This is a genomic window from Dyella japonica A8 (genome assembly GCF_000725385.1).
In the GTDB taxonomy this organism is placed as follows: Bacteria; Pseudomonadota; Gammaproteobacteria; order Xanthomonadales; family Rhodanobacteraceae; genus Dyella; species Dyella japonica_C.
Genome location: NZ_CP008884.1, coordinates 1,983,207 through 1,995,823 on the forward strand (window position 1 = coordinate 1,983,207; position 12,617 = coordinate 1,995,823).

15 protein-coding genes are annotated in these 12,617 nt (G+C 65.4%); 10 read left to right on the forward strand and 5 right to left on the reverse strand.

The window, feature by feature from the left end:
• Window positions 1–120: 120 nt before the first annotated feature.
• The 5 genes from petA to HY57_RS08180 all read left to right on the forward strand — a co-directional run bounded on the left by petA (window position 121) and on the right by HY57_RS08180 (window position 4,088).
• On the forward strand, window positions 121–726 hold the full coding sequence (petA, locus tag HY57_RS08160) for a ubiquinol-cytochrome c reductase iron-sulfur subunit (protein WP_019467345.1): 606 nt from the start codon (window positions 121–123) through the stop codon (window positions 724–726).
• Window positions 726–2,027, forward strand: a complete 1,302-nt coding sequence (locus tag HY57_RS08165; protein WP_019467346.1) for a cytochrome b — start codon at window positions 726–728, stop codon at window positions 2,025–2,027. The genes petA and HY57_RS08165 overlap by 1 nt, the downstream gene beginning before the upstream one ends.
• Window positions 2,020–2,775 carry a cytochrome c1 gene (locus HY57_RS08170; protein WP_100218292.1) on the forward strand — a complete coding sequence of 252 codons (756 nt, stop codon included), beginning with the start codon at window positions 2,020–2,022 and terminating at the stop codon, window positions 2,773–2,775. Before HY57_RS08165 ends, HY57_RS08170 begins: the two co-directional genes overlap by 8 nt.
• A gap of 87 nt (window positions 2,776–2,862) precedes the next feature.
• Complete coding sequence (locus tag HY57_RS08175; RefSeq protein WP_019467348.1) at window positions 2,863–3,486, forward strand: glutathione S-transferase N-terminal domain-containing protein; 624 nt, start codon at window positions 2,863–2,865, stop codon at window positions 3,484–3,486.
• Window positions 3,487–3,635: 149 nt separating this feature from the next.
• Window positions 3,636–4,088, forward strand: a complete 453-nt coding sequence (locus HY57_RS08180; RefSeq protein ID WP_019467349.1) for a ClpXP protease specificity-enhancing factor — start codon at window positions 3,636–3,638, stop codon at window positions 4,086–4,088.
• 54 nt (window positions 4,089–4,142) lie between these two features.
• Here the strand turns inward: HY57_RS08180 and HY57_RS08185 are convergent, their stop codons facing one another.
• From HY57_RS08185 to HY57_RS08200, 4 genes are all read right to left on the reverse strand, one after another.
• Window positions 4,143–4,553: a DUF3301 domain-containing protein gene (locus tag HY57_RS08185; RefSeq protein ID WP_019467350.1), complete on the reverse strand. Its 411-nt coding sequence runs from the start codon at window positions 4,551–4,553 to the stop codon at window positions 4,143–4,145.
• Window positions 4,554–4,650: 97 nt separating this feature from the next.
• Window positions 4,651–5,505, reverse strand: a complete 855-nt coding sequence (gene nadC, locus HY57_RS08190; RefSeq protein WP_019467351.1) for a carboxylating nicotinate-nucleotide diphosphorylase — start codon at window positions 5,503–5,505, stop codon at window positions 4,651–4,653.
• Window positions 5,502–7,778, reverse strand: a complete 2,277-nt coding sequence (locus HY57_RS08195) for a DUF1631 domain-containing protein (RefSeq protein ID WP_019467352.1) — start codon at window positions 7,776–7,778, stop codon at window positions 5,502–5,504. Before HY57_RS08195 ends, nadC begins: the two co-directional genes overlap by 4 nt.
• Window positions 7,779–7,941: 163 nt before the next feature.
• A complete protein-coding gene (locus tag HY57_RS08200) occupies window positions 7,942–8,214 on the reverse strand; it encodes a Trm112 family protein (protein WP_026034293.1) in 273 nt (90 codons plus the stop codon).
• Window positions 8,215–8,278: 64 nt separating this feature from the next.
• On the opposite strand from HY57_RS08200, the gene purE reads away from it, so the two are divergent.
• Entirely contained in the window at window positions 8,279–8,782 is a 504-nt protein-coding gene (purE, locus tag HY57_RS08205) for a 5-(carboxyamino)imidazole ribonucleotide mutase (RefSeq protein ID WP_026034294.1), read from the forward strand.
• Window positions 8,779–9,951 carry a 5-(carboxyamino)imidazole ribonucleotide synthase gene (locus HY57_RS08210; protein WP_019467355.1) on the forward strand — a complete coding sequence of 391 codons (1,173 nt, stop codon included), beginning with the start codon at window positions 8,779–8,781 and terminating at the stop codon, window positions 9,949–9,951. Before purE ends, HY57_RS08210 begins: the two co-directional genes overlap by 4 nt.
• A 188-nt stretch (window positions 9,952–10,139) precedes the next feature.
• Here HY57_RS08210 and sodB read toward each other — a convergent pair whose 3' ends face one another.
• Window positions 10,140–10,718 carry a superoxide dismutase [Fe] gene (gene sodB / locus HY57_RS08215; protein ID WP_019467356.1) on the reverse strand — a complete coding sequence of 193 codons (579 nt, stop codon included), beginning with the start codon at window positions 10,716–10,718 and terminating at the stop codon, window positions 10,140–10,142.
• A 123-nt stretch (window positions 10,719–10,841) separates the two neighbouring features.
• Here sodB and grxD point away from each other — a divergent pair, with 123 nt between their 5' ends.
• Genes grxD through HY57_RS08230 form a run of 3 tightly spaced genes read left to right on the forward strand, consistent with a single transcriptional unit; the run spans window position 10,842 to window position 12,571 of the window.
• The gene (gene grxD, locus HY57_RS08220) at window positions 10,842–11,165 is read left to right on the forward strand and encodes a Grx4 family monothiol glutaredoxin (protein ID WP_019467357.1); all 324 of its coding nucleotides are present in this window, start codon (window positions 10,842–10,844) and stop codon (window positions 11,163–11,165) included.
• Window positions 11,165–11,935: an SDR family NAD(P)-dependent oxidoreductase gene (locus HY57_RS08225; RefSeq protein WP_019467358.1), complete on the forward strand. Its 771-nt coding sequence runs from the start codon at window positions 11,165–11,167 to the stop codon at window positions 11,933–11,935. The genes grxD and HY57_RS08225 overlap by 1 nt, the downstream gene beginning before the upstream one ends.
• Before the next feature lie 36 nt (window positions 11,936–11,971).
• Window positions 11,972–12,571 (forward strand): YhgN family NAAT transporter, encoded by a 600-nt coding sequence (locus HY57_RS08230; protein ID WP_026034296.1) that lies wholly within the window; start codon window positions 11,972–11,974, stop codon window positions 12,569–12,571.
• Window positions 12,572–12,617 lie beyond the last annotated feature (46 nt).

A 12,617-nucleotide genomic window follows, 5' to 3' on the forward strand; every position in this document is an offset into this window, starting at 1 on the left:
GGGGGATTTTCCGGTCGCAGCATGTAATCTCATGCTGTCGGACTTGATCGACGCGCTTGGCAAGCACCTGTGGAACTCATTAAGTTCCGCGTCTCAATGGCATAAGTACCGGAGAGCCTGATGGCGAACGAAGTCGTCGATCACGGCCGCCGCCGCTTCCTCACAGCGACCACGGCCGTGGTCGGTGGTGTGGGAGTCGTCACGGCAGTCGTGCCCTTCATCAAGTCGTGGGAACCCAGTGCGCGGGCCAAGTCCGCGGGCGCCCCCGTCACCGTCGACATCAGCAAGATCGAAGAAGGCCAGCGGGTGACTTACCCCTGGCGCGGTCTGCCGGTCTTCGTGGTCAACCGCACCAAGGCGCAGCTCGATGCGTTGCCCAGCCAGGATGCACGCCTGGTGGACGCCAAGTCCGACTCCGGTTCGGCAGAGCAGCAGCCCAAGTACGCGCAGAACGAAACACGTTCCATCAAGCCCGAGTGGCTGGTGCTGGTGGGCCTTTGCACCCACCTGGGTTGCGTGCCCGATTTCGTGCCGGTGATGAAGCCCGAGCCGTTCGATCCGGACTGGAAGGGCGGCTTCTACTGCCCCTGCCACAAGTCGCGCTACGACATGTCCGGTCGCGTCTATCAGGGCGTTCCGGCACCGAAGAACCTGCTGGTGCCTCCGTACCATTTCGTTGACGACACGCACATCCAGGTTGGCGTGGATCCGAAGGAGGCAGGCTGATGGCCAACGTGATCACGCGAATCGGCGATTGGGTCAACGAGCGGGCGCCGGGCCTCATGCCCATGTACCGCAAGCACATGACCGAGTACTACGCGCCGAAGAACTTCAATCTTTGGTACTACTTCGGCTCGCTCGCACTGGTGGTGCTGGTCAACCAGATCGTCACCGGCATCTTCCTCACCATGAACTACAAGACGAGTGCGGCGGAAGCCTTCAACTCGGTCGAGTACATCATGCGCGACGTGGAGTGGGGCTGGCTGATCCGCTACATGCACTCCACGGGTGCCTCGCTGTTCTTCGTGGTGGTGTTCCTGCACATGTTCCGCGGCCTGATGTACGGCTCGTACCAGAAGCCGCGCGAGCTGGTGTGGCTGCTGGGCATGCTGATCTTCCTCGCGCTGATGGCCGAGGCCTTCATGGGCTACGTGCTGCCGTGGGGCAACATGTCGTTCTGGGGCGCCAAGGTGATCATCTCGCTGTTCGGCACCATTCCGGTGATCGGCGGCTCGCTGGTCGAGTGGATCATGGGCGACTACCTGCCGGCCGATGCCACGCTCAACCGCTTCTTCGCACTGCACGTGATCGCGCTGCCGATCGTGCTGCTGCTGCTGGTGGTGCTGCACCTGGCCGCGCTGCATGAAGTGGGTTCGAACAACCCGGACGGCGTCGACACCAAGCATGGCCCGAAGGGCAATCGCTGGGATCCGAAGGCGCCGCTCGATGGCATTCCCTTCCATCCGTACTACACGGTGAAGGATACCTTCGGTGTTGGCTTCTTCCTGATCATCGCGGCGTTCATCATCTTCTTCGCGCCGACCTTCGGTGGCTGGTTCCTGGAACACGACAACTTCGTTCCGGCCAACAACCTGGTGACGCCGACGCACATCAAGCCGTCGTGGTACTTCACCCCGTTCTACGCGATCCTGCGCATGATCCCGTCATTCTTCGGCACGGCCTTCTGGGGCGTGCTGGGCATGTTCGGCGCCATTGCGCTGCTGTTCCTGCTGCCGTGGATCGATGCGGGCAAGGTGCGTTCCATCCGTTACCGCGGCACCGGCTTCAAGGTGGCGCTGATGGCCTTTGCCGCTTCCTTCATTGGCCTGGCCATGGTGGGTGCGGGCGTGATCGGTGAGCTGGCGCTCGAATGGTTCCCGGCTGACGCTACGGCCGCCGAGAACGCCTTCGGCCGCGTGATGACCTTCATCTACTTCGGGTACTTCGTGTTCCTGTGGTTCTACACGCGCGGTGGCAGGGAAAAGACCAAGCCGGTCCCGGAGCGGGTGGTGTTTGACCATGACTAAGCGACTGTTCCCGATGAAGAAGATCTTTATCTCGTTCGCGCTCACCGTTGGACTGGTTGCCGGCGTCACCACCACGGTGGCGGCGGAAGAGGGTGGCTTCCAGGCCGCGGGCAACAACATCCGCGACCAGGCCTCCCTGCAGCGTGGTGCCAAGCTGTTCTTCAACTACTGCGTCGGCTGCCACTCGCTGAAGTACGTGCGCTACTCGCGCATGGCCGAGGACCTGGGCCTGTCCGAAGACGAGGTGATGAAGAACCTCAACTTCACCGGCGCCAAGTTCGGCGACCCGGTGATCTCGCACATGCCCGAGGATTCCGGCCAGCAGTTCTTCGGCAAGGCGCCGCCGGACCTGTCGCTGGAAGTCCGCGCCAAGGAGCAGGGGCCCGACTGGGTGTTCTCCTACCTCAACTCGTTCTATGTCGACCCGACCCGTCCGGTGGGCTGGAACAACACGGTGTTCCCGAATGCCTCGATGCCGTTCCCTCTGTGGGAGCTGCAGGGCATCCAGACGGCCGTGAAGAAGGAAGGCAGCGACGACGTCGAGAAACTGGAGCTCTCGCAGCCGGGCAAGCTCACGCCGGCCCAGTACCAGCAGGCGGCCCGTGACCTGACCAACTTCCTGGAATACGCCTCCGAGCCTGCCGCCCTCCAGCGCCAGCGCTACGGCATCTGGGTACTCCTCTTCCTGGCGGGCTTCACTTTCCTGGCATATCTGCTAAAGAAGGAGTACTGGAAGGACGTCCACTAAGGCGTCACTTTCGGGAGCCTACGGTACGGCGGCCACGGATGGGTTCTGTGGCCGCCGTATCGCGTCATGTCGATGGGGAGATCGCGCATGGTTCAAAGCGCTCGTTCGCGTACCGCACTCGCCCTGTACACCACGGCAGATGGCATCCAATGCCACCGGACACGCCTCGTGCTCGCCGCCAAAGGCGTCAGCTACGACAGGGTGATGGTCGACCCCGCCAAGCCGCCGGAAGACCTGCTGGACCTCAATCCCTACGGATCCACCCCCACGCTGGTCGATCGCGACCTGACGCTCTACAACACGGCGGTCGTCTGCGAATACCTCGACGAGCGCTATCCCCATCCTCCGCTGATGCCGATCGACCCCTTGTCCAGGGCACGCCTGCGCCTGGCCACCGTGCGGATCGAACTGGACTGGCTGCCCGAGGTGGACACCATCAAGGCCGGCGGGAAGCCCGCGGATGCCGCCCGCAAGCGGCTGCGCGAACACCTGCTGAGCGCACTGCCGCTGTTCAAGGCATCGCGGTTCTTCCTCAACCCGGAAATGAGCCTGACCGATTGCCTGGTGGCGCCGGTCGTCTGGCGCCTGCCCTGGCTGGGCGTGGACCTGGGGCGGGAGGGCAAGCCCATCCTTGACTACGGCGAGCGCCTGTTCGCCAGCCAGGGCTATGCCCGCAGCATGACCTCTGAAGAAAAAGCCATGCGCCCCTGACGCTGGCCGGGTACCCCGGGGCCAGGCCCACCGGGAGGGCTTTATGGCGCCACTGCGACAACTTGCCTTGGCTTGGCATTACACTGCCACGATCCATTAGGCGCCACCGGGCCCCGTCCCGAAGGGCGGCGCCCTCCACAGGCTTTTGCATGACCGACGACAAGTTCCCGCCGATGTCCTCCAATCGTCCCTATCTGCTCAGGGCGATTTACGACTGGATCACCGACAACAACCTGACCCCCTACATCCTTGTCGATGCGACGAGGGATGGGGTGCGGGTGCCGCCCCAGGTCATCAAGAACGGGCAGGTCGTGCTGAACCTGGCCATGCGTGCCGTCGCCAGTCTGGACCTTGGCAATGACTGGATCAGCTTCCAGGCGCGCTTCTCCGGCGTGAGCCACAACATCCATATCCCGGTGCAGGCCGTATTGGCGCTGTATGCGCAGGAAAACGGCCAGGGCATGATGTTTCCCGCCGAAGAGGGCGGGGATCCGCCGCCGCCGTCTTCACCCGATCCGGACGATACGCCGCCGCCCTCGGACGGTGATCAGACCGGCGAAAAGCCCAAGCGCAACGCGCCGTTCCTTCGCGTGGTGAAGTAATCCCGCCATGCCATGCCGGCCCCGGGCCGGCGTGGCAAGGCGCGTCAGCCAGGCTCAATGCAGCGTGTTGTCCTTATGCAGCCGCGGACGTAGCGGAACGACGTTGTCCGTCGCCGCCGGCGGGGCTGTGTGCTCGGCGAGCAGGCCGGGCAGGTGGCTCTGGATGGTCGGCAGGCTGATGCCGCTGAGCGTGCGGCCGATGAGCCACAGCTTTCCCGGCTCGCGATCGTTGCCGTCGATGCTCACCTCGAAGGTGTAGCACCGTTCCAGCAGCAGCTGCCCGTGCTGGCGGAGCAGCCGCACACCGCGCAACCCCACGCTTTCATCGAGCAGTTGAAGGCCGTGCTGGCGGCATTGCAGGCGCGCCTCCTGGGTGGCCTGCTCGCGGCCACGGGCAAGTTTGAGCCACAGGCCGACGACGGCCAGCAGCCCCAGCAGCAAAACCAGGTCGGGAAGCTCACTCATGCCGCGAGAGTGTAGGCGTTGAAGCCGGCTTGCAAGAGGCGCGATGTGAACGCAAACCCCTGCGCCTGGGGCGCCCCGGTGCCGGGGCGCATCCCGCTCAGTCCAGTTGCAGGCGCAGCGACAGGTCCACCGCGCGGACGTGCTTGGTGAGCGCGCCCACCGAGATGAAATCCACGCCGGTACCGGCGTAGTCACCGATGGTGGACAGGTCCACGTTGCCGGAGATCTCCAGCTGCGCCCGTCCCTTGGCGATGGCGACGGCCTCGCGCATCAGGGGCAGGGTGAAGTTGTCGAGCATGATGCGGTCGGCGCCGGCATCCAGCGCCTGCTGCAGTTCGTCCAGGTTCTCCACCTCGATTTCCAGCAGCAGCGTAGGGTGCAGGCGGCGGGCCGCCTCGGCGGCGGCCTTGATGCTGCCTGCGGCAATGATGTGGTTCTCCTTCACCAGGATGGCGTCGTAGAGGCCCACGCGGTGGTTATGGCCCCCGCCGCAACGCACGGCGTATTTCTGGGCCAGGCGCAGGCCGGGCACGGTCTTGCGCGTATCGAGCACGCGTACGCCGCTGCCGGCAACGGCGGCGACGTGGGCGGCCGTGGTGGTGGCCGTGCCGGAGAGCAGTTGCAGGAAGTTGAGCGCGGAACGCTCCGCGCTGACCAGCGCCCGCGCGTTTCCGCGCAGGCGGCAGATCACCGAGCCCGCAGCGACGCGATCGCCATCGTGCACGGACCATTCGATCTGTACGTGCGGGTCAAGCCGGCGGAAGCAGGCGTTGAACCAGTCGATGCCCGCCATGACGGCGTCTTCGCGGCAGGTCAGCGTGGCGCTGGCCGAGGCGTTGGCGGGCAGCAGGTCGGCGGTGGCGTCGCCAGTGCCGATGTCCTCGGCAAAGGCGCGCTCTACATCCGCCGCGATCAGCTCGGCGGGCGGTGAAACAAGTTGTGCTGAAGTCATTCGGTCGGGGCTTGTGCGGTGGCCGGTTGGCTGAGGCGACCGACGATGGCATCCAGCGCGCGGTCGAACAGCGCGGTGGATTCAAGCACGCGAGCGGTGTTGCTGGCGAGTGCCTGGGCCAGTTCGTGCGGTGCGTAGTCCGCCACCTTCAGGCCGCGGCGGTTCACAAACAGGTAGCGGCCGCTCATCGGGCTGATCCACGAGAGCTTGGCGCGCTCGATGGTTTCCGGGCCGGTCACGAACTCCAGCCACGTGCCCGGCTTGAGCTCGGCCACCAGCTGCATCTCCGGGGTGTCGGCCGGCGGCTCGACTTCCGGTTCGGAGCGGGACAATTCCGCTTCGGATTCGGCGATCGGCTGGATGCTCTCGGGAATGGGCAGGGTGGTGGATTCTTCCACCGCCTGCACCTCGGCCTCCGGCACGGCTTCGCCGAGCTGGTGGCGATAGTACGTGTGCAACTGAGCCAGCAGGCGATCGATATCGCTCTCCTGGAACGCCACGTTGGCCAGGCCACGGCGCAATGCGCGCTCGATGCCGGGCAGCATCTGGCGCAGGGCCCGGCGCTCGTCCAGCGTGCGCGCAGGCTTGGTGCTGTCGATGAAGTCGTTGGCGAAACGCAGGGCGTCGCGGAATTCGCTAGATTCCTCGCCCTGGCGCAGGATGGTCAGCACCAGGTAGTTGGCCCACGCGCGCGACAGGATGCCGTGGATCAGCGGCGGCAGGTTGTGGCCTTCTATACGGCTGAGGATCTCGCGCGCGGCGCGGCGACGCGCCTGCTCGAGCTTCTCGCGGCCACGGGTGGATTCGGCCACGCGCTGCTCGGCCAGTTCGGCACGGCGGCGGCTGATGTCCTGGAATTCCTGCAGTTCGGCGCACAGGCGCTCGAAGATGGTCATGTCATCGTCGAAGTCCTGCAGCAGGCGGTCGACGATGGACTTGATCTTGTCGTGCAGGCGATGGTCGCGATCGGATTCCGCCGACCAGCCCTTGGCGGCGTCGGCCAGTGCGTCCAGCAGACGGCGAGCCGGGTGCTGGCGATGCGCGAACAGCTTGCGGTCGAGGATGGCGGCCTTGAGGTAAGGAATCTGCAGGCGCGCCAGCAGCACCTGCATGTCGGTCGGCAGGTTGCGGTCTTCGAGGATGAACTCGAACAGCATGCCGACGAGATCGATCGTGTCCTCGTCGATGGTCGACACCTGGCTCGGCTTCTCGCCGCGCAGGGAGCCGATCTGGGCGAGCAGGTGCTCCTTCAGTTGCAGCACTTCGCCGGCAAGTTCGGCCGCATTGGCGGCGCTCAGCGGCATTTGCTGGCTGATCGCCGCCTGGCTCTGCAGCACGCTCAATGCGCCGATCAGCTCGTTGGCGCTGGGCAGCTGCATGGCGCCGGCGGGCAGGCGCACGCCCCCCGCGGGCACCGTGCGGCGCGCGCTGAACAAGGTGCGCAGGGTCTGGATCAGCTCGTTCGACGCACCGGTTTCGTCGTCGGCGAGGAAGGTGGCCTCACCCTGTTCCGTGCCATCTGCCTGGGCAGCGGTTCCCGCCGTGCGCGGCGCGGCATTACCGGAGCGCGAGGCTTCCTGGCGCAGTTGCGGCAGTACGCCGGCACGCACCAGTTCGGCGTTGATCTCCTGGTAGAGCTCGTCGAGCGAAGCCAGCACGTAGCGGTCGAACAGTTTGTAGATGATGAGCTTGACGCGCATCTCGGCGTTGAGTTCGCGCATCGCCTGGCGGAAGGCCTGCGACAAGGCGGCCGGGCCCACCGGATTGATGCTGTCCTCGATCTTGAGGCCGCCGTAGATGACGGAAAGACGCTGGTTCACGGCGAACAGGTCGCGCGTCAGGCGCGTTTCGTTCTTGCCGATCATGCTGGTGATGGCCAGCGATTCTTCCAGCTCGTTGTCGGCGACCAGCGTCAGCTCCACGGTGCCCGGCGGCAGCGGAATGCCGTTGCCGGTGTTGTGGCGGTAACTGGTGGCGAAATCGGTCAGTTCGCGCGAGATCTGCGACAGAAAGCTGCGCTCCACCATCGGGCGGCGCTTGCGCACTTCACGCATGCCGTCGAAGTAGTGCATCTGTGCCGCGTTGTTCTCCGCCTTTTCGGCCAGGTCGAAGAGGGCATCGTCGACATGTTCGAACATGCCGTTGATCAAAATCTGCAGGCGACGGCCGGCAATGTCCCGGACGGTGTTCAAGAGGGCGCCTCCGCGCTCGCTGGAGGGGTCCAGGCGCTGGGTCAGGCTCACGATGTTGGATGGTTCACTGGCGTCTTTCATCGCCTCACCCCCTGAAAGTGATGCCGACGTGCATTCAGCTACATACGACAATACGCCAGCCTACAATAAGGGATGGCGATGTCCGCTGTCATTCAGCGTGTCGATATATGTCGACACGTTCACAAGATGCAGGTTTCTTCGATGCCCTCAGCCCGGGCAGGGTTCAGGCGGCCGCCGGAAAGTCAGTGAGTTGCAAGGTGCCAATGCCTTCCTCGGGCAGCATCACGGGGATGCCGTCCTCGACCCGGTAGATGACCTTGCGGTCGGTGGTCACCAACCCCTCGGACAGGGCTGCCTGTACGGCCACGCCAGCCACGGTCTGGACCTGGCCGGCCGCGATGGCCTTGTTCAGCGCGTCGAGCTCCTGGCGCTGGAGAGGGCGGACGGGAACCTTGCTGACCGGGCAGCAGAGGATATCGAGCAGGCGTTTGTCCATGGTGAGCGGGATCGTGCCGAGACGCGGAAAGTCCGTACAATAACCCTTTTGGATGGCTTGGGTCATGACCTCGACTTCCCTCCCGCCGCGCGTGGGTGTTGTGATGGGCTCCCGTTCGGACTGGGAAACCATGGAGCACGCGTCCAGCGTGCTGGCCGAACTGGGCGTGGCGCACGAGGTGCAGGTGGTTTCCGCGCACCGCACGCCCGACCTGCTGTTCCAGTACGCCGACGAAGCGGTTGGTCGCGGCATCCAGGTCATCATTGCCGGTGCCGGTGGCGCCGCCCACCTGCCGGGCATGCTGGCGGCCAAGACCCGCCTTCCCGTGTTCGGCGTGCCGGTGCAGTCCAAGGCGCTGAACGGCATGGACTCCCTGCTTTCCATTGCCCAGATGCCGGCCGGCATCCCGGTGGGCACCCTGGCGATCGGCCGTGCCGGCGCCGTCAATGCCGGCATCCTCGCCGCCTCGGTGCTTGCCCTGCATGACCCGGCCATTGCCGCTGCGCTGGACGCCTATCGCCACCGCCAGACCAAGGCCGTGCTGGACAACCCGGATCCCCGCTCGTGACCGACCGTCGCCAACCCGTTCTCGGCATTCTCGGCGGCGGCCAGCTGGCCCGCATGCTTGCGCTCGCGGCTGCTCCGCTGGGCGTGAAGACGCTGGTGGTCGACAGCGCCGCTGATGCCTGCGCCGGACAGGTCGCCCCGCTGGTGGTGGCGGACTGGACCGACTACGACGCGCTGGACCATTTCGCCCGCCAGGTGGACGTGGTCACCTTCGATTTCGAGAACGTGCCGGCGGAAACCGCGCACTGGCTCGCCACGCGCGTGGCCGTGTTCCCGGCGCCGCGCGCACTCGCCGTGGCGCAGGATCGCCTGGCCGAAAAGACCTTGTTCCGCGAATGCGGCCTGATGACGCCGGCATTTCAGGCGGTCGATACGCGCGAGGATCTCGATCGCGCCCTGGCGACCATCGGCGCCCCCGCCATCCTTAAGACCCGCCGCCTTGGTTACGACGGCAAGGGTCAGTTCCGCATCAAGACGCTGGCCGATGCCGATGCGGCGTGGGCAGCGCTGGGCGCACAGGCCCAGGCACATGGCCTGATCCTGGAAGCCTTCGTTCCGTTCGACCGCGAGCTGTCGGTGATTGCCGTGCGCAGCCGCGACGGCGATTTCCGCACCTGGCCCCTCACGCAGAACTGGCATACCGATGGCGTGTTGTCGCTCAGCCTGGCACCGGCATCGGACATTGTGGCCCTGCAGGAGCGGGCGACCGGCCTTGCCCGTACCCTGGCGGAGAAGCTGGACTACGTCGGCGTGTTCGCACTCGAACTGTTCGTGAAGAACGGCGAGCTGCTGGGCAACGAAATGGCGCCGCGCGTGCACAACTCCGGTCACTGGACCATCGAGGGCGCGCTCACCAGCCAGTTCGAAAACCATGTGCGTGCCGTGCTTGGCCTGCCGCTGGGCGCGACCTCCGCGCGTGGCCTGTCCGCCATGTTCAACTGGATCGGTGAGCTGCCGGACGCGGCCCCCGTGCTGCAAGCCGTGGATGCGCACTGGCACGACTACGGCAAGCAGCCGCGCGTCGGCCGCAAGGTGGGACATGCCACGGTGTGTGCGCCGGATGCGAGCCAGCTGGTGGAGCGCCTGTCTGGCATTGCGCATGCGCTGGGCCGCGACCAGCAGGCGGAGCCGGCGGTCGGCAAGTTGACGGAAAAGAAGAACGCGCCATAGCCCCGTTCTTGTGGGAGCGCATCCTGTGCGCGACCGCAGAGTTGCGGAGTACTCCTGTCATGGGGTTTCGCAGTACGCAGGCATCGCTTCGCATGTGTCGCGCACAGGGTGCGCTCCCACAGTGATCAGGTGGGAGCGCCAAAAAAACGGGGCCGTTTGGCCCCGTTTTTTTGAGTTCCCCGGAAGGATCAGGCCAGGTTCTTGGCCGCGAAGTCCCAGTTCACCAGGTTCCAGAACGCCTCGATGTACTTCGGACGAGCGTTGCGGTAGTCGATGTAGTACGCGTGTTCCCACACGTCGCAGGTCAACAGCGGCTTGTCGCTGCCGGTGATCGGCGTGGCGGCGTTGGAGGTGTTGACGATGCCCAGCGAGCCGTCCGGACGCTGCACCAGCCAGGTCCAGCCCGAGCCGAAGTTGCCTACGGCCGACTTGGTGAACTCTTCCTTGAACTTCTCTACCGAGCCGAAGGCCTTGGTGATGGCGTCGGCCAGCTTGCCGGTCGGCTCCTTGCCGCCGTTCGGGCTGAGCGAGTGCCAGTAGAAGGTGTGGTTCCAGACCTGGGCGGCGTTATTGAACACGCCACCGGACGACTTCTTGATGATGTCCTCCAGCGAGGCGTTCTCGAACTCGGTGCCCTTGACGAGGTTGTTGAGGTTGGTCACGTACGCCTGGTGATGCTTGCCGTAGTGGTACTCCAGCGTTTCGGCGGAGATGTTCGGCTCCAGCGCATTCTTTTCATAGGGCAAGGGGGGGAGTTCGAAGGCCATGGTGTGGCTCCTGGGCGTTGGCTGAGGAAGGGAGTCGGGCTGGAATGGCCGAGAAGACGGCGACCCGTGCGCGACTGATACACTACCGATCTACGTGCATTGTAGCGATGAACCATCCGAGTTATGGACGTTAACGAGCGAATCAAGGCCGTGCTGGCCGAACATGCCATCGTGCTCTTCATGAAGGGCACGCCGCAGTTCCCCATGTGCGGCTTCTCCAGCCGCGCCGCGCAGGCGCTGACGGAGGCGGGCGCGCAGTTTCATGCCGTCAACGTGTTGGCCGATCCGGAAGTCCGTGCGGCGCTGCCGCATTACGCGAACTGGCCAACCTTTCCGCAGCTCTTCATCCAGGGCGAGCTGATCGGCGGCTGCGACATCATCGAGGACCTCAAGGCCTCCGGTGAGCTCGCGCGCATGGCCGCTGACGTGGCAGGAGCCGATTCCTGATGGCGCTGCCCCTGGTTCGTCTGCCGGAAAGCTGGACCCCGGCACCCGGTTCGCTGGAGGGTCGCGTCGTGCTGGTCACCGGTGCGTATGGCGGGCTGGGCGCCGCGGTCGCGCGTGCGGTATCGCGTGCCGGCGCCACGGCGGTCATCACTGGTCGCCGCAAGCGCCAGCTTGAGCAGCTCTATGACGCGATGGTCGGCGAGGGCTTGCCTGAGCCGGTGATCCATCCGCTCGATCTCGAAGTGGCCACGCCCATCGACTACGAAGCCCTGGCCGATGGCCTTGAGCGGGACTTCGGTCGGCTCGACGGCATCGTGCATGCGGCCACCAGCTTCAAGGAGCTGACGCCACTGGCCGTGCACAAGCCCGACGACTGGCTGCGCGTGATGCACGTGAACGTGTCCGCGCCGTTCGCACTGACCCAGGCCTGCATGCCATTGCTGACGCGTGCGCCGGACAGCGCCGCGGTGTTCGTGCTCGACAACCCGGAGCTCGTGCAGCGCGCGCACTGGGGCGCCTACGGTGTGTCCAAGGCGGCCTTGGAACGATTGGTCGAGATCCTGCACCAGGAAACCGAGTCGTCGTCGTTGCGCGCGCATGCCTTGCTGCCCGCGCCGATGCGCACGACGCTGCGCCGCGCGGCGTATTTCGGCGAGGACACCATGATCCAGCCGTTGCCGGATGCCACCGCGGACGCCGTGGTGCACCTGCTGAGCGGGCAGGGCAAGGCGGCGCGTGGCGCGGCGCTCGACCTGCGTGGGCAGGCATGACCATGACACAGGAGGCCTGCTGATATGGATGTGCAGATGACCACGCTTTCGGCGGCGATCCTGCTGTTCCTGATCATGGATCCGCTCGGGAACATCCCGATTTTCCTGAGCCTGCTCAAGGACGTGCCGCCCAAGCGTCGCCGCAAGGTGATGATCCGCGAGTTGCTGATCGCACTGGGCGTGCTGCTGGGCTTCCTGATCGGCGGCCAGCACATCCTCAAGCTGCTGCAGCTCCGGCAGGAGTCCATCAGCATCGCTGGCGGCATCGTGCTGTTCCTGATCGGCATCCGCATGGTCTTTCCACCGGCGGACGGCGGCGGCATCTTCGGCAAGCCGGGCGAGGGCGAGCCATTCATCGTGCCTATGGCGATTCCCGGCGTGGCCGGACCCTCCGCGATGGCCGCTTTGTTGCTGCTCACCAATACCCAGCCGGGCCGCACCGCGGATTGGGCCATCGCCTTGCTCGGCGCCTGGCTCGCCACGTCGGTGATCCTGCTGTGTTCCACCTATTTGTTCCGCTGGCTGGGCGAGAGCGTGCTCACCGCGCTGGAGCGCGTCATGGGCATGCTGCTGATCGCGCTGTCGGTGCAGATGTTCCTGGGCGGTGTGGCAGCGTATTTGCATCTGGCTGTTTGAAACGCGGCCTAAGGTCGCCTATGCGATCTTTCGTCCTTTCCGCATA